The organism is Mycobacterium sp. (genome assembly GCF_025933915.1).
Taxonomy (GTDB): domain Bacteria; phylum Actinomycetota; class Actinomycetes; order Mycobacteriales; family Mycobacteriaceae; genus Mycobacterium.
In genome coordinates this window covers 1-21,880 of sequence record NZ_JAICZA010000029.1, presented here as the reverse complement: position 1 = coordinate 21,880, position 21,880 = coordinate 1, and the positions used below count along the sequence as shown (strand labels likewise).

At 66.4% G+C, this 21,880-nt stretch carries 20 protein-coding genes; 14 read left to right on the top strand and 6 right to left on the bottom strand.

What is annotated here, in order from left to right; genetic code table 11:
• Window positions 1-91 precede the first annotated feature (91 nt).
• The 12 genes from Q0W90_RS07060 (at window position 92) to Q0W90_RS07005 (ending at window position 12,919) form a co-directional block, all read left to right on the top strand.
• On the top strand, window positions 92-871 hold the full coding sequence (locus tag Q0W90_RS07060) for an ABC transporter permease (protein ID WP_297593452.1): 780 nt from the start codon (window positions 92-94) through the stop codon (window positions 869-871).
• A gap of 1 nt (window position 872) precedes the next feature.
• Window positions 873-1,742: an ABC transporter permease gene (locus Q0W90_RS07055; protein WP_297593339.1), complete on the top strand. Its 870-nt coding sequence runs from the start codon at window positions 873-875 to the stop codon at window positions 1,740-1,742.
• Between the two features lie 5 nt (window positions 1,743-1,747).
• Complete coding sequence (locus Q0W90_RS07050; RefSeq protein ID WP_297593332.1) at window positions 1,748-3,055, top strand: MCE family protein; 1,308 nt, start codon at window positions 1,748-1,750, stop codon at window positions 3,053-3,055.
• The gene (locus tag Q0W90_RS07045; protein ID WP_297698380.1) at window positions 3,052-4,092 is read left to right on the top strand and encodes a virulence factor Mce family protein; all 1,041 of its coding nucleotides are present in this window, start codon (window positions 3,052-3,054) and stop codon (window positions 4,090-4,092) included. Before Q0W90_RS07050 ends, Q0W90_RS07045 begins: the two co-directional genes overlap by 4 nt.
• Complete coding sequence (locus Q0W90_RS07040) at window positions 4,089-5,678, top strand: virulence factor Mce family protein (protein WP_297593327.1); 1,590 nt, start codon at window positions 4,089-4,091, stop codon at window positions 5,676-5,678. The genes Q0W90_RS07045 and Q0W90_RS07040 overlap by 4 nt, the downstream gene beginning before the upstream one ends.
• Window positions 5,675-7,288, top strand: coding sequence for a virulence factor Mce family protein (locus Q0W90_RS07035; protein WP_297593325.1), 1,614 nt, complete (start codon window positions 5,675-5,677; stop codon window positions 7,286-7,288). The genes Q0W90_RS07040 and Q0W90_RS07035 overlap by 4 nt, the downstream gene beginning before the upstream one ends.
• 89 nt (window positions 7,289-7,377) lie before the next feature.
• A complete protein-coding gene (locus Q0W90_RS07030; protein WP_297698382.1) occupies window positions 7,378-8,532 on the top strand; it encodes a virulence factor Mce family protein in 1,155 nt (384 codons plus the stop codon).
• Window positions 8,526-10,076 carry a virulence factor Mce family protein gene (locus Q0W90_RS07025; protein WP_297593321.1) on the top strand — a complete coding sequence of 517 codons (1,551 nt, stop codon included), beginning with the start codon at window positions 8,526-8,528 and terminating at the stop codon, window positions 10,074-10,076. Before Q0W90_RS07030 ends, Q0W90_RS07025 begins: the two co-directional genes overlap by 7 nt.
• On the top strand, window positions 10,046-10,726 hold the full coding sequence (locus Q0W90_RS07020; RefSeq protein WP_297593319.1) for a collagen-like protein: 681 nt from the start codon (window positions 10,046-10,048) through the stop codon (window positions 10,724-10,726). The genes Q0W90_RS07025 and Q0W90_RS07020 overlap by 31 nt, the downstream gene beginning before the upstream one ends.
• Window positions 10,723-11,694: an RDD family protein gene (locus Q0W90_RS07015; RefSeq protein WP_297593317.1), complete on the top strand. Its 972-nt coding sequence runs from the start codon at window positions 10,723-10,725 to the stop codon at window positions 11,692-11,694. Before Q0W90_RS07020 ends, Q0W90_RS07015 begins: the two co-directional genes overlap by 4 nt.
• Complete coding sequence (locus Q0W90_RS07010) at window positions 11,691-12,245, top strand: mammalian cell entry protein (RefSeq protein WP_297593315.1); 555 nt, start codon at window positions 11,691-11,693, stop codon at window positions 12,243-12,245. Before Q0W90_RS07015 ends, Q0W90_RS07010 begins: the two co-directional genes overlap by 4 nt.
• Window positions 12,212-12,919 (top strand): mammalian cell entry protein, encoded by a 708-nt coding sequence (locus Q0W90_RS07005; RefSeq protein WP_297593313.1) that lies wholly within the window; start codon window positions 12,212-12,214, stop codon window positions 12,917-12,919. The genes Q0W90_RS07010 and Q0W90_RS07005 overlap by 34 nt, the downstream gene beginning before the upstream one ends.
• A 39-nt stretch (window positions 12,920-12,958) precedes the next feature.
• Here the strand turns inward: Q0W90_RS07005 and Q0W90_RS07000 are convergent, their stop codons facing one another.
• The 4 genes from Q0W90_RS07000 to Q0W90_RS06985 all read right to left on the bottom strand — a co-directional run bounded on the left by Q0W90_RS07000 (window position 12,959) and on the right by Q0W90_RS06985 (window position 17,163).
• Window positions 12,959-14,068 (bottom strand): phosphodiester glycosidase family protein, encoded by a 1,110-nt coding sequence (locus Q0W90_RS07000; RefSeq protein WP_297773800.1) that lies wholly within the window; start codon window positions 14,066-14,068, stop codon window positions 12,959-12,961.
• Window positions 14,069-14,147: 79 nt separating this feature from the next.
• The gene (locus tag Q0W90_RS06995; RefSeq protein ID WP_297699422.1) at window positions 14,148-15,530 is read right to left on the bottom strand and encodes a YhgE/Pip domain-containing protein; all 1,383 of its coding nucleotides are present in this window, start codon (window positions 15,528-15,530) and stop codon (window positions 14,148-14,150) included.
• Window positions 15,531-15,587: 57 nt separating this feature from the next.
• Window positions 15,588-16,313, bottom strand: a complete 726-nt coding sequence (locus Q0W90_RS06990) for a pirin-like bicupin family protein (protein ID WP_297699421.1) — start codon at window positions 16,311-16,313, stop codon at window positions 15,588-15,590.
• A 25-nt stretch (window positions 16,314-16,338) separates the two neighbouring features.
• The gene (locus Q0W90_RS06985; protein ID WP_297600538.1) at window positions 16,339-17,163 is read right to left on the bottom strand and encodes a MarR family transcriptional regulator; all 825 of its coding nucleotides are present in this window, start codon (window positions 17,161-17,163) and stop codon (window positions 16,339-16,341) included.
• Between the two features lie 128 nt (window positions 17,164-17,291).
• Here Q0W90_RS06985 and Q0W90_RS06980 point away from each other — a divergent pair, with 128 nt between their 5' ends.
• Entirely contained in the window at window positions 17,292-18,425 is a 1,134-nt protein-coding gene (locus Q0W90_RS06980; protein ID WP_297600542.1) for a dihydrodipicolinate reductase, read from the top strand.
• 37 nt (window positions 18,426-18,462) lie between these two features.
• On the opposite strand, the gene Q0W90_RS06975 is transcribed toward Q0W90_RS06980, so the two are convergent.
• Entirely contained in the window at window positions 18,463-19,875 is a 1,413-nt protein-coding gene (locus Q0W90_RS06975; RefSeq protein WP_297600544.1) for an alpha/beta hydrolase domain-containing protein, read from the bottom strand.
• 11 nt (window positions 19,876-19,886) lie between these two features.
• Window positions 19,887-20,900, bottom strand: coding sequence for a sigma-70 family RNA polymerase sigma factor (locus tag Q0W90_RS06970; protein WP_297600547.1), 1,014 nt, complete (start codon window positions 20,898-20,900; stop codon window positions 19,887-19,889).
• 74 nt (window positions 20,901-20,974) lie between these two features.
• Here Q0W90_RS06970 and Q0W90_RS06965 point away from each other — a divergent pair, with 74 nt between their 5' ends.
• The gene (locus tag Q0W90_RS06965; RefSeq protein WP_297600549.1) at window positions 20,975-21,808 is read left to right on the top strand and encodes an alpha/beta hydrolase; all 834 of its coding nucleotides are present in this window, start codon (window positions 20,975-20,977) and stop codon (window positions 21,806-21,808) included.
• Window positions 21,809-21,880 lie beyond the last annotated feature (72 nt).

Here is a 21,880-nt window from a genome sequence, read left to right as displayed (position 1 = left end):
TACACGAACCGCCGCGGTGCCGGGAGGCACGCGGTGACTTCCAGAGGGGGCAGCGGTGACTGCAACGTCGACGAGTCGACGGGGTCCCTACCTGGTCGGCTACGTACGCGATCAACTGGAGACCCCGCTGACGCTTGTCGGGGGCTTTTTCCGGATGTGCGTGCTCACCGGAAAAGCCCTGTTCCGTTGGCCGTTCCAGTGGCGCGAATTCGTCCAGCAGTGCTGGTTCATCATGAGGGTCGCGTTCTTGCCGACCATCATGGTCTCGATCCCGCTGACCGTGTTGCTGATCTTCACCCTCAACGTCCTGCTGGCGCAGTTCGGCGCCGCTGACCTGTCCGGCGCCGGCGCGGCGATCGGCGCCGTCACCCAGCTCGGCCCGCTGACCACGGTGCTGGTGGTCGCCGGCGCCGGCTCGACGGCGATCTGCGCCGACCTGGGCGCGCGCACCATCCGCGAGGAGATCGACGCGATGGAGGTGCTCGGCATCGACCCGATCCATCGCCTGGTGGTGCCCCGGGTGATCGCCGCGACCCTGGTCGCCACCCTGCTCAACGGCCTGGTGATCACCGTCGGTCTGGTCGGCGGCTACCTGTTCGGCGTCTATTTGCAGAACGTGTCGGGTGGCGCATACCTGGCCACCCTGACCACCATCACCGGCCTGCCCGAGGTCGTCATCGCGACGGTCAAGGCCGCGATCTTCGGTCTGATCGCCGGCCTGGTCGGATGCTTCCGCGGGCTGACCGTGCGCGGCGGCTCCAAGGGGCTCGGCACCGCCGTCAACGAGACCGTCGTGCTGTGCGTCGTCGCGCTCTACGCGGTCAACGTGGTGCTGACCACGATCGGCGTGCGGTTCGGGACGGGGCACTGACATGTCAACCACCGCCGTCTTTCGCGCCCGCTTCCCGCGGGCCGCAGAGAACCTCAACCGCTACGGCCTCGCCGCGGCTCGGGGGCTCGACGACTTTGGTCAGATGGCGTGGTTCGGCGGCGTGGCCCTGGCTCACATTCCGCACGCGCTGCGCAACTACCGCAAAGAAACCCTGCGGCTGATCGCCCAGATCGGCATGGGCACCGGCGCCATGGCCGTCATCGGTGGCACTGTCGCCATCGTCGGCTTCGTGACATTGTCCGGTAGCTCCCTGGTCGCCATCCAGGGGTTCGCCTCACTGGGAAACATCGGCGTCGAGGCGTTCACCGGATTCTTCGCCGCACTGATCAACGTGCGCATCGCCGCACCCGTCGTCACCGGTATCGCGATGGCCGCCACCGTCGGCGCCGGCGCCACCGCCGAGCTGGGCGCCATGCGCATCAGCGAAGAGATCGACGCGCTGGAAGTGATGGGCATCAAGTCGATTTCGTTTTTGGCGACCACCCGGATCATGGCCGGGCTGGTGGTGATCATCCCGCTCTACGCGCTCGCGATGATCATGTCGTTCCTGTCGCCGCAGATCACCACGACGGTGCTCTACGGACAGTCCAACGGCACCTACGAGCACTACTTCCGGACATTCCTGCGCCCCGACGACGTGTTCTGGTCGTTCCTGGAAGCCATCATCATCACCGCGGTCGTCATGATCACCCACTGCTTCTACGGCTACAACGCCGGCGGTGGGCCGGTCGGTGTGGGTGAGGCCGTCGGTCGATCGATGCGTTTCTCCCTGGTGTCGGTTCAGGTTGTTGTGTTGGCCGCCGCGTTGGCGCTCTATGGCGTCAACCCCAACTTCGCACTCACGGTGTAACCGCCATGCCAGCACCGATTCAGACCAACGCCCCGCGCACCCCGCCGTACAAATGGGTCGGGCTGGTGGGCCTGGTGATCGCCGCGGTGGTCCTCGGACTCGTCTACGGCCAGTTCCGGGGAGACTTCACCCCCAAGACCGAGTTGACGATGTTGGCGTCGCGGGCCGGGTTGGTGATGGATCCTGGGTCGAAGGTCACCTATAACGGCGTGGAGATCGGCCGGGTGGGCAAGATCGCGGAGACGGTGCGTGATGGGAAGCCGGCGGCCAAGTTCACGTTGGAGGTGTATCCGCGCTACTTGAAGCTGATTCCGTCGAATGTGAATGCCGATATCAAGGCGACGACGGTGTTCGGTGGTAAGTATGTGTCGTTGACGACGCCGGCTCATCCGTCGCCGCAGAAGATTTCGCCGCATACGGTGCTGGATGCGCGGTCGGTGACCACTGAGATCAATACGTTGTTTCAGACGATCACCTCGATTGCGGAGAAGGTTGATCCGGTCAAGTTGAATTTGACGTTGAGTGCGGCGGCGCAGTCGTTGGCCGGGTTGGGGGACAAGTTCGGGCAGTCGGTCGTGAATGCGAATGCCGTTCTTGATGAGGTGAATCCGCGGATGCCGCAGGCGCGTAAGGACATTCAACGGTTGGCGGCGTTGGGGGATACGTACGCGGATGCGTCGCCGGATCTGTTCGATTTTTTGAATAACGCGGTGATCACCTCGCGCACGATCAATGCGCAGCAAAAGGATTTGGATCAGGCGTTGTTGTCGGCGGCGGGGTTCGGTAACACGGGGGCGGAGGTGTTCAACAAGGCTGGACCGTATCTGGCGCGCGGGGCGGCCGACCTGGTGCCGACGGCCCAGCTGCTGGACACCTACAGCCCCGAACTGTTCTGCACGCTGCGCAACTATCACGACATCGAACCCAAGGCCGCCACGTTCCTCGGCGGCAACGGCTACTCGCTCATCACCAATACCGCGGCGCTGTCGGGGTTGGGGCTGATAGCCAACCCCCTGGGGCTGGTCGCCAGCGCCGGGCTCACGCTGGGGCTTGGCGCCGCGGCCGGTCTGGTCGGTGGGGCGCCCAACCCCTACATCTGGCCGGAGAACCTGCCGCGGACGAACGCTCGCGGCGGGCCGGGAGGCGCACCCGGGTGCTGGCAGCAGATCACGCGCGACCTGTGGCCCGCGCCCGAGTTGGTGATGGATACCGGCAACAGCCTCGCGCCCTACAACCACCTGGAAACCGGTTCGCCCTATGCGATCGAGTACGTGTGGGGCCGTCAGGTAGGGGATAACACGATCAACCCATGAAAATCACCGGAACCATTATCAGACTCAGCATCTTCTCGGTGGTGCTGCTGATCTTCACTGTGATGATCATCGTGGTGTTCGGTCAGATGCGCTTCGACCGCACCAATGGATATTCCGCGGAGTTCGCCAACATCAGCGGCTTGCGTGCGGGCCAGTTCGTCCGTGCCTCCGGCGTCGAGGTCGGCAAGGTCAGTTCGGTGAAGCTGATCGACGGCGGCAAGCGCGCGCGGGTGGAATTCGCCGTTGATCGCTCAATCCCGCTGTATGCGTCGACGACCGCCCAGATCCGCTACCTGGACCTGATCGGCAACCGCTACCTGGAGCTCAAACGCGGTCAGGGCGCAGGCGCGGACAAGGTCTTGCCACCCGGTGGTTTCATCCCCCTGTCGCGAACACAGCCGGCACTGGACCTCGACGCTCTGATCGGTGGGTTCAAACCGCTGTTCCGGGCGTTGGACCCGCAGAAGGTCAACACGATCGCGACCACGCTGGTCACCGTGTTCCAGGGCCAGGGCGGCACGATCAACGACATCCTCGACAACACCGCGCAGCTGACCAGCCAGCTCGGTGAGCGTGACCAGGCGATCGGGGACGTCATCAAGAACCTGAACATCGTGTTGGACACCACGGTTCGGCACCGGCAGCAATTCGACCAGACGGTGGACAAACTCGAGGTGCTGATCACCGGGCTCAAGGACCACGGCGACCAGCTGGCGGGCGGGACCGCACACATCAGCAACGCCGCCGGCACCGTGGCCGATCTGCTGTCCGAGGACCGCGCGCTGCTGCATAAGACGATCAACTACCTCGACGCGGTGCAGCAGCCGGTCATCGACCAGCAGGACCAACTGCAGGACTACCTCAAGAAGGTGCCGACCGCGCTGAACATGATCGGGCGCGCCGTCGGCGTCTATGGGGACTTCGTGAACTTCTACGCCTGCGACATCATCCTCAAGATCAACGGTCTGCAGGCCGGCGGTCCGGTCCGCACGGTTCGGCTGTTCCAGCAGCCAACGGGTAGGTGCACGCCGCAATGAGAACACTGGAACCCCCGAACCGGGTCCGCATCGGGCTGATGGGCATCGTCGTGACGGTGCTCGTGATCGGCGTCGGCCAAAGCTTCACCAGCGTCCCGATGCTGTTCGCCATGCCGAGCTATTACGGCCAGTTCACCGACTCCGGCGGCATCAACACCGGCGACAAAGTGCGCATCGCCGGCCTGGACGTCGGGAAGGTGGAGGGTCTCACGATCGACGGTGATCACATCCGGTTGAAGTTCTCCGTCGGCACCAACACCATCGGCACCGAAAGCCGCCTGGCGATCAAGACCGACACCATCCTGGGTAAGAAGGTCCTCGACGTCGAGGCCCGCGGTAATCAGGCGCTGCATCCCGGGGCGACGTTACCGCTGGGCCAAAGCACCACGCCGTATCAGATTTACGACGCCTTCTTCGACGTCACCAAGGCCGCCCAGGGCTGGGACATCGACACCGTCAAGCAGTCGCTGCACGTGCTCTCGGAGACCATCGACCAGACCTACCCGCACCTGAGCGCGGCGCTTGACGGGGTGGCCAAGTTCTCCGACACGATCGGCAAGCGCGACGAGCAGGTCAAGCACCTTCTTACCCAGGCCAACCAGGTGGCCGGCGTGCTGGGGGATCGCAGCGACCAGATCGACAGGGCGTTGGTGAACGCCAAGACGCTGCTGGCCGCTTTCAACGAGCGCGGCCAGGCCATCAACGCGTTGCTGGCGAACGTCGCCGCCTTCTCCGAACAGGTGAAGGGATTGATCAACGACAACCCCAACCTCAACCACGTGCTCGAACAGCTGCGCACGATCAGCGACATCCTGGTTGAGCGCAAGGACGACGTCGCCAACGGGCTCATCGAGGTCGGCAAATTCCTTCCGTCGTTGAACGAGGCCATCGGGTCGGGACCGTTCTTCAAGGTGATCCTGGGGAACCTGGCCCTCTATCAGATTTCCCAGCCGTGGGTCGACGCGGCCTTCAAGAAGCGCGGTATCGATCCGGAGAACTTCTGGCGTGGCGCCGGCCTGCCCGAATACCGGTTCCCGGACCCCAACGGCACCCGCTTCCCCAATGGGGCACCGCCGCCGGCGCCACCGGTGCTGGAGGGCACGCCGGATCACCCCGGTCCGGCCGTCCCGCCGGGATCGCCGTGCTCGTATACGCCGGCGAACCCCGGTGGCAACGTCACCGTCGGCGACGAGGGTCTGCCGCGGCCGTGGAATCCATTGCCCTGTGCGGGTGCTGGTGGGGGCCCGTTCGGTGGGCCGGGTTTCCCGGCACCGGTCGACGTGATGACCTCACCGCCGAACCCCGCCGGTCTGCCACCCACGCCGGGTATCCCGATCGCGGGCCGGCCGGGCGACCCGCCGCCGGACGTGCCGGGAACGCCGGTGCCGCTGCCGGCGCAGGCACCCCCGGGTGCACGCACCGAGAACCTGGCCCCGGCCGGACCGGTGCCGCCGCCGTCGACGTTCGCGCCGGGATTGCCGCCGGGTCCCCCCGCGCCGGCCGGACCGGGCAACCAGTTGCCTGCACCGTTCATCAACCCGGGTGGAGCTGGAGGCAGCGGTGCCGCGGGAGGTAGCCAGAATTGAGCACCATCTTTGACGTCCGCAACATTCGGCTCCCGAAGATGTCCCGGGCGTCGGTGATCATCGGATCCCTGGTGATCGTGTTGGCCCTCGTCGTCGGCTATGTCGGCTGGCGGCTCTACGAGAAGCTCACGAACAACAGCGTGGTGGCCTACTTCCCGGCAACGAATGCCCTCTACAAGGGGGACAAGGTCCAGATCATGGGCCTGCGGGTGGGTGCGATCGACAAGATCGAGCCGACCGGCGACAGGATGAAGGTCACCTTCCACTACGAGAACAAGTACCGGGTGCCGGCCAACGCGTCGGCGGTGATCCTCAACCCCACCCTGGTCGCGTCCCGCGCCATTCAGCTCGAGCCGCCGTACAAGGGCGGTCCGGTGCTGGCCGACAACGCCGTGATCCCCGAAGAGCGCACCCAGGTGCCGGTCGAGTGGGACCAGCTGCGCAACAGCATCACCAACATCATCTCCAAGCTGGGCCCCACACCCGAGCAGCCGAAGGGACCGTTCGGTGAGGTCATCGAATCCTTCGCCGACGGGCTGGCCGGCAAGGGCAAACAGATCAATACCACGTTCACCAACCTGTCGAAGGCGCTGACCGCGCTGAACGAGGGCCGCGGCGACTTCTTCGCCGTGGTGCGCAGCTTGGCGCTGTTCGTCAACGCGCTGCACCAAGACGACCAGCAGTTCGTCGCGCTCAACCAGAACCTGGCGGACTTCACCACCCGGCTCGCCCACGACGACACCGCCCTCGCCCGCGCGGTGCAGCAGTTCGACGGCCTGCTCACGACCGTGCGCCCGTGGCTGGACCAGAACCGCGGGGTGCTGACTCATGACATCAACAACCTGGCGACTGTGACGAACACGCTGTTGCAACCGGATCCGTTGAACGGGCTGGAGACCGCGCTGCACGTCACTCCGACGGCCGCGTCGAACATCAACCAGATTTATCACCCAGCCCAGGGCGCCGTTGTCGGCCTGCCGGCGATCCAGAACTTCGCCAACCCGATGCAGTTCATCTGCAGCGCGATTCAGGCCGGCAGCCGGTTGGGCTATCAAGAGTCGGCCGAACTGTGCGCCCAGTACCTGGCGCCGGTCCTCGACGCGATCAAGTTCAACTATCCGCCGTTCGGTATCAACCCGTTCAGCACCGCCGCGACGCTGCCCAAGCACGTCGCCTATTCCGAGCCGCGGTTGCAGCCGCCCAACGGATACAAGGACACCACCGTCCCGGGCATCTGGGTGCCCGATACCCCGACGTCGCACCGCAACACCCAGCCGGGCTGGATCGTCGCCCCGGGCATGCAGGGCCAGCAGGTCGGGCCGATCACCGCGGGCCTGATGACCCCGGAGTCGCTGGAAGAGCTCATGGGTGGGCCGAACATCGAACCCGTGCAGTCGAACCTGCAGACCCCGCCGGGACCGCCCAACGCCTATGACGAAAACCCGATCGTGCCGCCCATAGGGCTGAACGCCCCGGTGCCGATACAGCCGCCACCGCCGGGGCCGGGCGTGATCCCGGGTCCGGTCGCGCCGACACCGGCGCCGGTGGCCGCGCCCGCGCCGAACGCGGGTGGCCCGGCGTCGCCTGCTGACTTCGGAGGTGGCCAGTGAGGGGCAAGCCGAACCGACAGCCTGTGAGGGGCGCGACGAGCGCGACACGCGCGAGGGGCAAGCCGAACCGACAGCCAGTGAGGGGCGTAATGGGGCTGATCCGCCATCGGGCCTGGCAGGGGCTGGTGCTGTTGGCGGCCGCGATGGTGCTGAGCTCGTGCGGCTGGAAGGGCATCTCCAACGTCTCGATTCCGGGCGGCCCCGGCAGCGGCGCCGGCGCCATGACCATCTATGTGCAGGTGCCCGACACCCTGGCGATCAACGGCAACTCCAAGGTGATGGTGGCCGACGTGTTCGTCGGCTCGATCAAAGCCATCCAGCTGAAAAACTGGGTGGCCACCCTGACGCTGGGCTTGGACAAACACACCAAGCTGCCCAAGAACGCCACCGCCAAGATCGGCCAGACCTCGCTGCTGGGTTCTCAGCACGTCCAGCTTGCCTCGCCGCCGAATCCGTCGCCCGAGCTGCTCAAGGACGGCGACACGATTCCGCTGAAGAATTCGTCGTCGTATCCCACGACCGAGCAGACACTGGCCAGCCTGTCGCTGATCCTGCGTGGCGGCGGCATCCCGAACCTGGAGGTGCTGCAGAACGAGGTCTACAACATCTTCAACGGGCGCGGCGAGGCCATCCGGTCCCTGCTCGGCAAGCTGGACACTTTCACCACCCAGCTCAACGCGCAGCGCGATGACATCACCCACGCCATCGACTCCACCAACCGGCTGCTGACCTACGTGGGTGGGCGGGCCGACGTCCTGGACCGGGTGCTCACCGACATCCCGCCGCTGATCAAGCATTTCGCCGACACCAAAGATCTGCTGATCAACGCCGTCGATTCGGTGGGGCGGCTCAGCCAGGCCACCGACCAGTACCTGTCGGAGGCGCGCGGCCCGTTGCACCAGGATCTGCAGGCGCTGCAATGCCCGCTCAAGGAGCTCGGCCGGGCCTCGCCGTATCTGATCGGCGCGCTGAAATTGATCCTCACTCAGCCGTTCGACATCGACACCGTTCCCAAGCTGTTCCGCGGTGACTTCATCAACGTGACGCTGACGTTGGACGTGACCTACAGCGCCGTCGACAACGCGTTCCTGACCGGGACCGGATTGTCGGGAGCACTGCGGGCGCTCGAGCAGTCATTCGGGCGTGACCCGGCGACGATGATCCCCGACGTCCGCTACACGCCGAACCCGAATGACGCCCCGGGTGGACCGCTGGTGGAAAGGGCGGACGTAAGCCAATGCTGACTCCCTTCATCCGACGCCAGCTGATCGCGTTCGGCATCCTGACCGTCATCTCGCTGCTCGTGCTCGGTGTCTACTACCTGCAGATCCCGAGCCTGGTGGGCATCGGTCAGTACACGTTGAAGGCCGAACTGCCGGCCTCAGGCGGGCTGTACCCCACGGCCAATGTCACCTATCGCGGCATCACCATCGGCAAGGTCACCGATGTCGAGCCGACCGAGCACGGCGTCGAGGCCACCATGAGCATCGACAGCCATTACAAAATCCCGGTCGACGCGACGGCCAACGTGCACTCCGTCTCGGCCGTCGGTGAGCAGTACCTGGACCTGGAGTCGACCGGAAACCCCGGCAAGTACCTGTCTTCGGGGCAGACCATCACCAAGGGCACGGTGCCCGCCGAGATCGGGCCGGCCTTGGACACGGCGAACCGCGGTCTGTCGGTGCTGCCCAGGGAGAAGATCGGCAAGCTGCTCGACGAGACGGCGCAATCCGTCGGCGGGTTGGGTCCCGCCCTGCAACGCCTGGTCGATTCCACCCAGGCGATCGTCGGTGACTTCAAAACCCAGATCACCGACGTCAACGACATCATCGAGAATTCCGGCCCGGTGTTGGACAGCCAGGTCAAATCGCGTGACAACATCGAGCGCTGGGCGCGCAACCTGAACAGGTTGGCCGCCCAGTCCGCGCAGGAGGACCAGCATCTGAAAAGCGTGCTGCGCCAAGCGGCGCCGACGGCCGATCAGATCAACGACGTCTTCAGTGACGTCCGGGATTCGCTGCCACAGACGCTGGCCAATCTCGAGGTCGTCTTCGACATGCTCAAGCGCTACCACACCGGTCTCGAGCAGGTCCTGGTGTTCCTTCCGCAGGGCGCGTCGATCGCACAGACGGTGGCCGCGCCGTACCCGAACATGGCCGCGCTCGACCTGGCGCTGTCGATCAACCAGCCGCCGCCCTGCCTGACCGGCTTCATGCCGGCCTCGGAGTGGCGGTCGCCGGCGGACACCAGTCTCCAGCCGCTGCCGACGGGCACCTACTGCAAGATCCCGATGGATACCCCCGCCAACGTGGTGCGTGGGTCGCGCAACATCCCCTGCGTCGATGTCCCGGACAAACGGGCGGCCACGCCGCGGGAGTGCCGCGACCCCAAGCCGTACGTCCCGGCGGGGACCAACCCGTGGTACGGCGACCCCAACCAGATCCTGACCTGCCCCGCGCCGGGAGCGCGATGCGATCAGTCGGTGCGCCCGGGCATGGTGATTCCGGCGCCGTCGATCAACAACGGGGTGAACCCGGCGCCGGCGGACCGGGTCGCCGGGACACCGCCGCCGGTCAGCGATCCGTTGTCGCGGCCGGGGTCGGGTAGCGTGCAGTGCAACGGCCAGCAGCCCAACCCGTGTGTCTACACCCCCGGCGGGCCTCCCACGGCGGTCTACAGTCCCCAAAGCGGTGAGCTGGTAGGGCCAGATGGAGTTAAATACTCCGTCGAGAACTCGACCAGAACAGGAGACGACGGATGGAAGGAGATGCTGGCGCCAGCCGGCTGAACCCCATCGACACGGACGACGATTCGTTGAGCCACCGCGAGAAGGACGAGGATTCGACGGCACCCGAGAGTCCAGGCGAGCAAGCCGGTCCACAGGGTGCTTCGGAGGATCCGGGGGAATCCGGCGAGCCCGGCGTGGCCGCCCCGCGCGGTCCTTCGCGGGTAGGGCGCGGGTGGCTGGCCGCCATCGCGGCGGTGCTGGTGCTGAGCGCCGGCGCCATATGGGTGGCGGGCTACGTCGCGCTGCGTTATCACCACCAAAGCCAGGCGATCGCCCGCAACGACGCCACGGCGCTGCAGGCGGCGGTGGATTGCGTTACGGCGACGCAGGCGCCGGACACCAATGCGATGACCGCGAGTGAGCAGAAGATCATCGACTGCGGCACAGACGCTTTCCGCGCGCAGGCCCTGGTGTACACCGGCATGCTGATCCAGGCGTATCAGGCCGCGAACATCCACGTTCAGGTGTCGGATGTGCGGGCCGCGGTCGAGCGCAACAACCCCGACGGTTCGATCGATGTGCTTGTCGCGCTTCGCGTCAAGGTGGCCAGCGATCAGACGCAAAACGAAGCCGGCTACCGCCTGCGGGTGAAAATGGCTCTCGCGGAGGGTCAGTACAAAATCTCCAAACTCGACCAGGTGACGAAGTGACGGTGGTGGTCGACCAGACCGCACCCACGGATGTCCAGGAGTCACCGCGGGATGCCTTGGCGCCCTGGCGTTGCCGTGTCGGGGCCTTCGCCATCGACGTGGCGGCGGGGCTCGCGGTGGTGACGACGCTGGCGTTGGTGTCGTTCAGCGTGCCGGTGCGTGGCGTGTGGTGGTGGACATGCATCTGCATGATCGGCGCCGTTGTCCTGCTGGTGTTGGTCAATCGGCTGTTGTTGCCGGCGGTCACCGGGTGGAGCCTGGGCCGCGCCCTGGTCGGGATCGCGGTGACGCGGCGCGGCGGTGAAGTTCCGGGACCGTGGACGTTGCTGCTGCGCGATGTCGCCCATCTGCTCGATACCGCATCGGTGGTGGGATGGCTGTGGCCGCTGTGGGATTCGCGTCGGCGCACATTCGCCGACATGGCCGTGCGCACCGAGGTGCGGCGCCGGCAACCGGACACGTCGCCGCCTGACAGCCGGCGCTGGGCCGCGGCCGCGGTGCTGGGCGCGACACTGCTGTGCCTGGGTGGTGCCGCGATGAGTTACTGGGCGGTGTACGCCCCGCAGCGGGCGAGCGATCAGACTCGCGCCGAGATCGCCACGCAGGGACCGAAAATCGTGGCCCAGATGCTCACGTACGACCCCAAGTCGCTGCACGACGACTTCACGCGGGCCCAATCGCTGGCGACCGACAAATACCGGGGCCAGCTGGCGGCTCAGCAGGACCTCGTGCAAAAGGGGAATCCGGTCATCAACGAGTACTGGGTCATCAACAGTTCGACCGAATCGGCCACCCCCGACCGGGCAACCATGCTGTTGTTCATGCAGGGCCGGCGCGGCGTGGCACCGGAGGTGCGCTACATCAGCGCAACCGTGCGGGTGAGCTTCGCCAAGGACGGCGGGAACGCCTGGCGCGTCGATGATCTCATCGTGCTGTCCAAGCCGAAACCGCCCGGGAACGGCAAATGAGCCCGCGCCGCAAATTCGCACCCGGCGAACGGCCACTGCTCGTCGAGCACCCCGTCGCGACGCAGCGGGGATGGAAGGTGCCGTTGGCCGGCACGGTCGCGGCGATGCTCATGGTGGCGGCGATCACCGTGTGCGCGGTGGTGTGGGTCTCCCACGAATCCCGGGCTCGGGCCGCGTCGAAAGACCGCGAGGTGCTGGGCTACGTGACCGGTTTCATGACGCAGTTCACCTCCATCGACCCCTATCACGCCAACGACTACGTGAACCGCATATTGGCCCAGGCGACCGGCGAGTTCGCCAAGCAGTACGAGAAGAACGCCAACCAGATCCTGCTCCAGGTCGCCCGGGCCGAACCGGCTACGGGCAGCGTGCTCGGCGCCGGCCTGGAGCGATGGAACGACGATGGCAGCGCCAATGTCATGGTGGCCACGGCCATCACCACGAAGACACCGGATGACAAACAGGTATTGGAAAACGCCAATCGCTGGGCGGCAACCGCGACGCAGGAAGGGAACCAGTGGAAGATCAGCAACCTGCAGCAGGTGATCTGACCGCCGCGCCGACCCCAGCGGCCACCCAGGACGAGGCGACCGCTGCGGCAACCGACGACGCCGGCTTCGAGGCAACCGAGGGCGCCGGTCCCGAGGCAACCGAGGACGCCGAGGCGCAGGCGACGGACACGCCGCCGGCCCCCGCCCGGAAAAGGCGGCTGGCGGGTAAGGCGTGGGCCATCGTCGCCATGGTCGCCGCCGTGCTCTTCGTCGGCTCCGCCGGATTCGCCGGCGCGATGGTGCAGCCGTATCTGGCCGACCGGGCCGTCACCGAAACGAAACTCAACGTCGCGCGGACCGCGGCCAACGCGATCACCACCCTGTGGACTTACACCCCGGAAAACATGGACAGCCTCGCCGACCGCGCATCCGCCTACCTCAGCGGTGATTTCGCGGCGCAGTACCGCAAGTTCGTCGACGCCATCGTGGCGCCGAACAAACAGGCCAAGATCACCAACAGCACCCAGGTCACCGGGGCGGCGGTCGAGTCGCTCGACGACTCCAACGCCGTGGTCATCGTCTACACCAACACGACGTCCACCAGTCCGTTGAGCAAGAACGTGCCGTCGCTGAAGTACCTGTCGTACCGGCTGTTCATGAAGCGGTCAAAGAGTCGTTGGCTGGTGACCAGAATGACGACGATCACGTCGCTGGATCTGACGCCGAAGGCCTAGCACTGCAGCGGTCTGCAGCGAAAACCGCTGCAGCGGATGCTAATTGAAAGCCAACCAGCTTGGCAGCGCCCGCTCGTGGGAGTCGCAGAGCACCTGGCGGGTGTCGCACGATCCCCTGGGTGAGCCCGCCCCTGCCCACATGCCGCCGGTGTCACGGCGCAGCACGATCGCCGATGAACCACCGCCGTCGAGAAGCACGGCGTTATCGCTGCCCAGCCCACGGAACAGGTCCTGCATGTTGTCCGGGGTGTAGTTGCCGCCCTCGAAGATGTACATTTCGTCCTTTTGCCTCGCGTAGGCCAGGGCCGTTCGCGCCGCGCTGGGCCCGCCGTCGTGCAGCTGTCCGGTGTTGCCGGGTGCCAACAGCCCGATCCCCGACACCGCCACGAACCTCTCGTTCCTGTTGAGCAGGTCCTGGACTACCGGCGTGGCGGCGTCGTAGTCCTGTTTTGTCTTGGGCCACACCACATACGGCGCCCCGCCCGACGGCAGGATCATCGTCGTCAGCGCGCTCCAGCTCTCGCCGCCGCCGGAGAGACCCTGTTTGCCGGGATAGGCGAGGGTGCCGGTGACCGCCTGGTTGGCGCGGCCCCGGCCGTTGGTGTTGTCCACGAAGGCGCCCAACGGTGAACTGCAACCGGTCTGGCGCCACGAGCCGCCCTTTTGGCCGCGCACGTCGAAGAAGTTGGCGTTGATCGCGATCGTCGGCTGACCCATGCGTTGCCACGCCTGCAGCGGGGCGTAGAGCTCCGAGGCCTGCCACAGTCCCTCGGCGGTGCGCGCGCCGGGATTGTTTTCGCAACGAGCTTGGTCGCCCTGGTGCGTATCGACCAGCAGGTGTGGCGAGAGCCGCCCCGCCGCGTTCTTGATGATCATCAGATGGCCGCCGTTGTTCAGCTCATACCAGCTGCCTCCCGCGTTGAGCATCGGCGCGGGGTGGCCGGGGCCGAAGTTGTAGACCAGGTAGGAACCGCGGGTGCTGCCGATGGCGTTGGCGAGCAGATCGCGGCCGTCAGCGGCTTGCGCGACGGGCTGCCCCGAGGTGACGGCCAGCGTAAGGCAGGCGATGAGGGCGGTGCAGCACGCCGCCAGCCGGCGGAAGCTGGCGCGTCGGGTCAGCACGATAGCCCTTTCGGCCATGATCTGGATGCAGCACCAACATCATCAGCCTCAATAGTCACATTGTCAACAAAGATAACGGGTCGATGACACTTGGGCTACGCGCGAATTACGTTTGCTCGCTAGAACTTTCAGGCTCGGTGACGCTAGGCTCCACCTGCTTGCCGCGGCGGGCTTGGTGTTGAGCCTGGTGCTCCTGAGCGATCGCGAACTCGACCGCACCCTGAATCCGGTGAAAGCCCTTGCGGTCGTAGAGGTGTGTGACGATGCCACCGAGCAGCAGCCCGATGACCAGGCCCACCGACGTCATCGTCAGCGCCTGGGTCAGGCCTGCGTCCCCGCGGCCACTGAAGTACAGCAGCGATCGAGCGCCCAGGAAAACCTGGTGCATCGGCTCGAATTCGGCGAGCCAGCGAAAGAAGGACGGCGTCGCCTCCAGCGGCACCGTCGCCCCGGCCGACGGCAAGCCGAGGATCACGAAGATGAGCATGCTGACCAACATCCCCGCCGTGCCCAGCACCGAGAGCAGGGAACTGGACGTGATACCCACCGCGGCGATCGCGAACACGCCGAACGCCCACAGTTGCCAGCTCAGATCGATGGGCATGCCCAGCCCGTCGGCGATCCACAGATAAACCGCCGAGGTGAGCAGCGCGAGCAGCACCATCATGGCCCACTTGAGCAGCAGCGTCTGGAATCTCGAGATCCTGACCTGCTCGGCGAACCGATACACCGGACCGAATTCGGCCGGCACGTAACCGAGTAACGCGTCAACCAGCGTGCTGACCACAATGCTGCCGGTGAATCCGGCCAGCAGCAGCAGGAGCGCGTAATAGAAGGCGGACAATCCGTTGCCGGTGCCGTTGGGCAGCGGATTGTGGACGATCGACTGGATTTCGATGGGGGCGGCCAGGCCCGCCTGGGCCGCACCCGTCAGCGGCGCGCCGCCGGTCTGCGCCGCCACCTCCGCCGTAACCCGTTGTCCCGCTATGCCGTTGGCCATGCCCATGGCCATGCTGAGGGTCTGGCCGGCGATGCTCGCGCCGAGTGTGCCGGCCCGCGGGTTGGTGGAGACGGTGATCGACGGCCGTTCGGCGTGAGCGGGTAGCACCGCACTGGTCGCGAAGTCGCGCAGCTTGGACGAGAAGCTGGGCGGTATCACCACCGAGCCGTACACCTGGCCGGTGTCCAGTTGCTGCTTGGCCTCGCTACGCGAGAGCACCCGTACGTCGAACTTGTTCTTGTCCAACCCATTGACCAGCCGGTCGGTGATCTGGGCGCCCCCAGGGCCGGCGTCCTCGTTCACCACCGCGATGGGGAAGTGCCGCAGATTGGTCGAGGGGTTCAGGATGCCGCCGAGGTAGAGCGCGCACAGCGCCGACATCAGCGCCAGCGTGATGACCAGGGGTGCCGCCCAGAACCGCACGGTGCGGATCGCCTTGATGTTTCGGTTGGGGTTGGGCGCCGCGTGCTGCGGGTGCGAGTGAGGCATGCCGACTCCTGTCTGTCGTGCCCACTCTATGGGCTCGGTTGCCGGCCCTCTATGGTCTCAGTCACCCAGCTTCGCGTGCATTTCCCAGATCAGCAGTTCCGATGCCTCGCTCGCCGCCGCGCGGCGGCCGTCGGCGTCGGCGCATCGCACGGCGTCGCCCTCGTTCAACTCCCCGATCCCTTCGACGCTGACCCGGCCGCGGGCCAGGAAAAGATGCAGGTAGGGCGCCGGGGGGAGGCTGACGGTCGCCCCGGGTCGCAAGCGTGTGCCGTGCAGCGCGGTGTTGCGGTTGTGCAGGGTGATGGCCGCATCGTGAGCGGGCATGCCTGAGGCGATCGTCACAAGGTTGCCGTCCAACAGTTTCTGGTCGATCTCGTGCTGTTGGTAGCTCGGGTCGATGCCGGACTCGTCGGGCACCACCCACATCTGCACGAAATGGACCGGCTCGGTGGGGGAGTCGTTGCGTTCGGAGTGCAGGATGCCGCTGCCCGCCGACATGCGTTGTGCCAGGCCGGGATAGATGACCCCACGGTTGCCGGTGGAGTCGTGATGGGACAGTTCGCCCCGCAGCACCCAGGTCACAATCTCCATGTCTCGATGGGGGTGGGTGTCGAATCCCGTTCCCGGGGAGACGATGTCGTCATTGTTGACCAGCAGCAGCCCGTAGTGGGTGTTGTCGGGGTCGTAGTGATCGCCGAAGGAGAACGAATGCCGGGAGGTCAACCAGGGCGTGGTGGTGACGGCCCGATCGGCCGCGCGCCTGATCTCCGTGGTGGCAGACATGTCCCCAGCGTAATCCTGGACCGGATCAGACGACCGCGGCCGTGAGCAGCCCTTGGGCATGACGGAGCGCGGCGTCGAGTTCGGGCAGGGTCAATCCGGTTGCGTGGCCGAGGTGGATTTCGATTTGGTACTCCGGCTGGCCATCAGGGGAGAAGATCGGTAATACGACGAATTCGACGCTGTTCAACTGTGTTTCGAGGACGTCCGTCACCGACTGCAGCGTCACCATCGTCATCAGCGTGGTGAGCCGGCGAGTGACCTGGGCGGTCGGCTCGAGCGAGGCCAGCACCTCGGCCAGCCGATTGTGCAGCGACCTATGGGTGTCGTCGAACCGCCAGGCACCGTAGCCGCGGGCGCGAATATCGGCCAGCACCCGTTGATGTTCCGAGATCTCGGCGCGAGTGAGCCGGGGCATCACGCGATGCAACCAGGCATGGACGACATCGTCGTCGCGCCAGGCCATGGCAACCAGACCGAATGGTGGGTCGATGGGGAAGCGCTGGCCCACAGCGTGTTCCCCGTCGGTACCGTGACCGACCGTGTCGACGGTGGTCAGGTACCGGGCGCCGATCTTCGACATGGAGCAGCCCGCGCCGAGCGTGTCGTGCAGGAAGCCCAGCGCGTCGCGCCCGCGGTCCAGCAGCGGAAACTGCTCCCGCAGACCGTGCACCAGCCCGAACAATCCGCTGCCCAGCACGTAGCGGCGATCCCCGTGCCGCGCCACCCAGGCGCGCGTTCGCAGCTCGGCCAGCACGAGGGCACAGGTCGAGGTGCTGATCCCACAGCTTTTCGCCAGCTCGGCCGATGTCCGTCCGTCAGGCGAATTCGCCAGGGCGCCAAGGATGTCCATCACGCGCGCCGTGGGCGGTGATTTGGCGGTTGATTCGCTCCGCGTCCCGCCCATTGACGTATCCACGGTCACCTCCCTACGCTCCGTCCAAACTATCGATGATTACGTCCTAATAATAGGAGACCGTCGTGTTGAAGGTGGGAGTTTGGGGGCCGGGCTCCATGGGCGTGGTCGCCCTACGCGGGGTGATCGACCATCCGGAGCTGCAACTGGTCGACGTCGTGGTACACAGCGATGCCAAGGCCGGCCGCGATGCCGGGGAGTTGTGCGGCATCGCGCCGGTCGGCGTGGTGGCCACCCAGGACCCGTCGGCCATGCTCGCCGGCGACACCGACGTGGTGGTGTATGCCGCCGGCGCCAACCTGCGGCCGCTGGACGCCGTCGAGGACATGGTGTCGATCCTGCGGGCGGGAAAAAACGTGCTGTCGTGTTCGGTGGTGCCACTCGTGTTTCCCGACGCCGTCGACGCGGCGTTCACGGATCCGCTGCGCCAGGCCGCGCTGGACGCCGGGGTGTCATTCTTCACCACCGGCATCGACTCCGGGTTCGCCAATGACGTTCTGCCGCTGGTGCTTACCGGTGTGTCGCGGGTGATCGAATCGGTCCGGGTGACGGAGATGTTCAACTACGCCACCTACCCGGATCGATCCGCGGTGTATGAGATCCTCGGGTTCGGTCAACCGCCGGAGTATCCGGCGTTCGCGGCCACGCCCGGGGTGTTCACGTTCGGGTGGGGGCCGGTGTTGCATCAGCTCGCCGTCGGGTTGGGGGTCGAGATCGACAACATCGAGGAGGCCAACGAGCGGATTGCCGCGTACGAATCGTTCGCCACGCCGACGGGGCACATCGCGGCCGGAACGATCGCGGCCATGCGTTCGACGCTGACCGGTTACGTCGGCGGGAAACCGACATTCGTCCTCGATCACGTGACGCGCATGCGCGACGACATCGCCCCGGACTGGCCCCAGCCGCGCATCTGCATTCCGCCGAAGGATCTCGGTTATGGCATGGCGTCGGGCCGCGGTCTGTATCGCGTGGAGATCGAGGGCTCCCCGACCATGCGGTGCGAATTCGAGATGGCCGAGGACGGCGACCACGATCTCGGGGCGCGCATCGCGGGTGCCTCACGGATGGTCAACGCCATCCCCGCGGTGTGCGCGGCCCCGCCCGGTCTGCTCTCGGCGCTGGATCTACCGCTGATCACCGGGGCCGGCTTGGTCCGCCCGGTGCCGGGGCCGGCGCCGGATAGCCGACTGTTCTAGCCGGGAACGGCGCGAGTGAGGAGCCGGGCAATCGGACCTAAGGCCGCTCAACGGGATACGTTGCGGCGGCGAGCTGCAGAATCTCGGCGCGGTCGGCCGGCAGGATGAACCCGGAATCGATCGCCGCGTCGAGCGCGGCGGTGAAGCGTTCCAGATATTCCGTGCCTCCGCCGGGGTAGAGCCGGTGCAGCGTGGCGGCGTCGAAAAGTTCGCCGGAGCCGAAGATCATCGACATGATGCTTTCCTCGCCGCCCTGTCCCGAGGTCCGGGCGATCGGAACGTCCACCCACGGGGTTCTGACGCCGCCACGGGTGAGGCCGTTGCCATCCAGAACCGGTTGCGGCCCTTGGATTTCGCGGACCTCGAGGGGCTCACCACCCGGCGGCGGCTCGCCGGTGGCGACCCATGTGTTCAGGGCCGCGAGCGCGGCCTGCACCACATAGTGATGTTGCGGGCCGAAGTTGATGCAGTGCGCCAATTGCTGGCCCATCAGCATGTTGGTCGGCGTGTAGGCGGCGACGATGTCCTCGAGCGGCGCCGAGCCGCTGTCGATGAACGCGACCTGAATGGTGTAGTTGTCGGCGTGGGCGGCACCGGCGATCTCCCAGACCCGCAACCGTGGGTTGTCGGGCTGCCTGGCGAAGTAGTAGCCCTCTCGGGCGCCGCCGAAGACGTCCGTTTCGGTGATGACCGTCAGCAGGGGGACGCGCAGTTCCGGACGGAAGGTAACCGCTTGCGACGCATCGGATTCCGCGAAGATAGAACTTCCGTCGAGCGGGGCGGCCGGACCGAAACGGGAATGGACGAGGAAGCCGTCGTAGCTGCGGGCCAAGGGATCGACGGCGTTGATATAACTCGTGAGGTACATCGCCGACTGCGATTCGCCCAGCGCGATGACGCGTTCTACGGGCAGATCCCGCACCAGGGCATGGCGTTCGGCGCCTTTGAGGAGGCGACCGATCTGGGAGAAGATGTCATAGGAGAACGCGTCGCCCGGATGGTTCAGGGCCGCATACCGTTGCGGGTCCTGGCTTTTCAGCGACATGTCCGCACCCAGCAGGCTGTCGCCTCCCTCGACCCCCACCCGCTGAGCCGAGACCCCGACGTAAGCGTAGCCGGCGCGGATGATTTCGCGGTGCGCCATCATCCATACCGCGGGCGCGTCGATGCCGCCGCTCACGTTGAGCCATTCGACGAGCACACTTCCGTTGAACCGCGCCGGATCGCCGGGCGTCAACACCACGATCCGGGTCGTGAAATCGGCGGCGCCCGAGGGTGTCACGTCCCATCGTCCATCGGAAGTCAGCTCGGCCACCGGGGTGTAGGACGAGGCCGTCGCGGAAACGAAGAACTCCTCGACCCGGTAGCCCACGCCGGCAAGGTCATAGGCGCTCAGCAGTAGCAGTGGTTTGCCGGGCGCGGCCGTGACCTGGACGGTGGAACTCGTCATGGGAAACCTTCCTACCTGTGACCCGCGGGCAGCGAACTGGGTAGCCCGAATTTCGCGAACAGGGTGTCGTCGAGGAAGGCCACTACGTGAGACACCTTCTCGCCGTGCACATCCAGCACATGCAACTGGAAGGGCACGTGCATGTCGCCGGCGCGCATGTACATGGCCGCGCCAAGCTGGCCGTTGGCGACCAGCGGCAGCAGCCGCATGTCTCCGCCCGACTCGGCCGGGCACTGCTGATGGATCAGCGTGACGATGTCCGCCGCACCCTGATACCAGCCGAGGTATGGCGGCATTTCCCAGATCGCCTCCGCGGTGAACAACTCCACCAAGCGGTCGATGTCGTAGGTTTCGAACGCGGCGATGTAGCGGGCCAGCAGGTCTTGGGCCTCCGGTGAATCCGGCCGCGCCAGTTGGTCATCGGCGCTGGGGCCGACGGCGTCCAGTTGGGACCGGGCCCGCTGCAGCAGGCTGTTGACGGCGGTCGTGGTGGTGCCAACCGCTTCGGCCACCTCGGCGGAGCGCCACTGTAGTACGTCGCGCAACAGCAAGACTGCCCGCTGCCGTGGCGGAAGATATTGCAGCGCAGCCACAAACGCCAGCCGCACCGTCTCGCGCGACCCGACGACGACCGACGGGTCGGCCGGGTGATCGGTCAACTCCGGTAGTGGCTCCAGCCAGGGCACCTCGCGGCCCTGGACGAGCTCGGCGGTGGGGTCCGAGCTGGGGCCACCCAGTCCCACCGGCAGCGCCCTGCGCCCTCGGCCCTCCAGCGCGCTCAGGCAGGTATTGGTGGCGATTCGGTGCAGCCAGGTCCGCAGCGAGGACTTGCCTTCGAAACGGTCGTAGGCCTTCCAGGCCCGCAACAGCGTCTCCTGCACCAGGTCCTCGGCGTCATGCAATGACCCGGTCATCCGATAACAGTGGGCGAGCAGCTCGCGGCGATACGGTTCGGCTTGCGCCGAGAAATCCGCCCCGACCCCGGGGTCACCTTCAGGGTTTTGCGCGAGAAGGCTCATCCGCATGAGCCTACGCAGTGGCGGCAAACACGGCTGCCGGCAGAGCCATTACGCTGCCACCTAATGACTAGGACCTCCGAGTGAACCGCACCGAACGCAGTTTCGACGGATTCGGCGGTGTGCGCATCGTCTACGACGTGTGGACCCCCGAGGTGGCGCCGCGGGCGGTCCTGGTGCTGTCGCACGGCCTCGGCGAGTATGCCCGCCGCTACGACCACGTCGCCCAGTGCTTCGGCGAGGCCGGCCTGGTCACGTATGCGCTGGATCATCGCGGGCACGGCCGTTCGGGCGGCAAACGGGTGTTGGTGCGCGACATCCGCGAGTACACGGCCGACTTCGACACGCTGGTCGGTATCGCCACCCGCGAGCACCACGGCCTCAAGTGCATCGTGCTGGGCCACAGCATGGGCGGCGGGATCGTCTTCGCCTACGGCGTCGAACGCCCGGACAACTACGACCTGATGGTGCTCTCGGGGCCCGCGGTGGCGGCCCAGGATCAGGTGTCGCCGCTGCTGGCGTTGACCGCCAGGGTGCTCGGCGCCGTCGTGCCCGGACTGCCCGCACAAGAACTTGACGTCGACGCGATTTCCCGGGACCCCGCGGTGGTGGCGGCCTACAAAGACGATCCGCTGGTGTACCACGGCAAGGTGCCGGCCGGCATCGGCCGCGCATTGCTGCAGGTCGGCGAGACCATGCCGCGGCGGGCACCGGCCCTGACCGCGCCGCTGCTGGTGGTGCACGGGTCCGAGGACCGATTGATTCCCGTCGCGGGCAGCCAGCGCCTGGTCGAATGCGTGGGGTCCACCGACGTCGAGTTGAAGGTGTATCCCGGCCTGTATCACGAGGTCTTCAACGAGCCCGAGCGCGAGCAGGTGCTGGGCGACGTCGTCTCCTGGATCACCGCTCGGCTGTGAGCGTGGGTGTCGGACCTCTCCCGTAGTTTGGCGCTGTGACCCGCCGGCGACGATGCGAGCGTGAAAGCGATG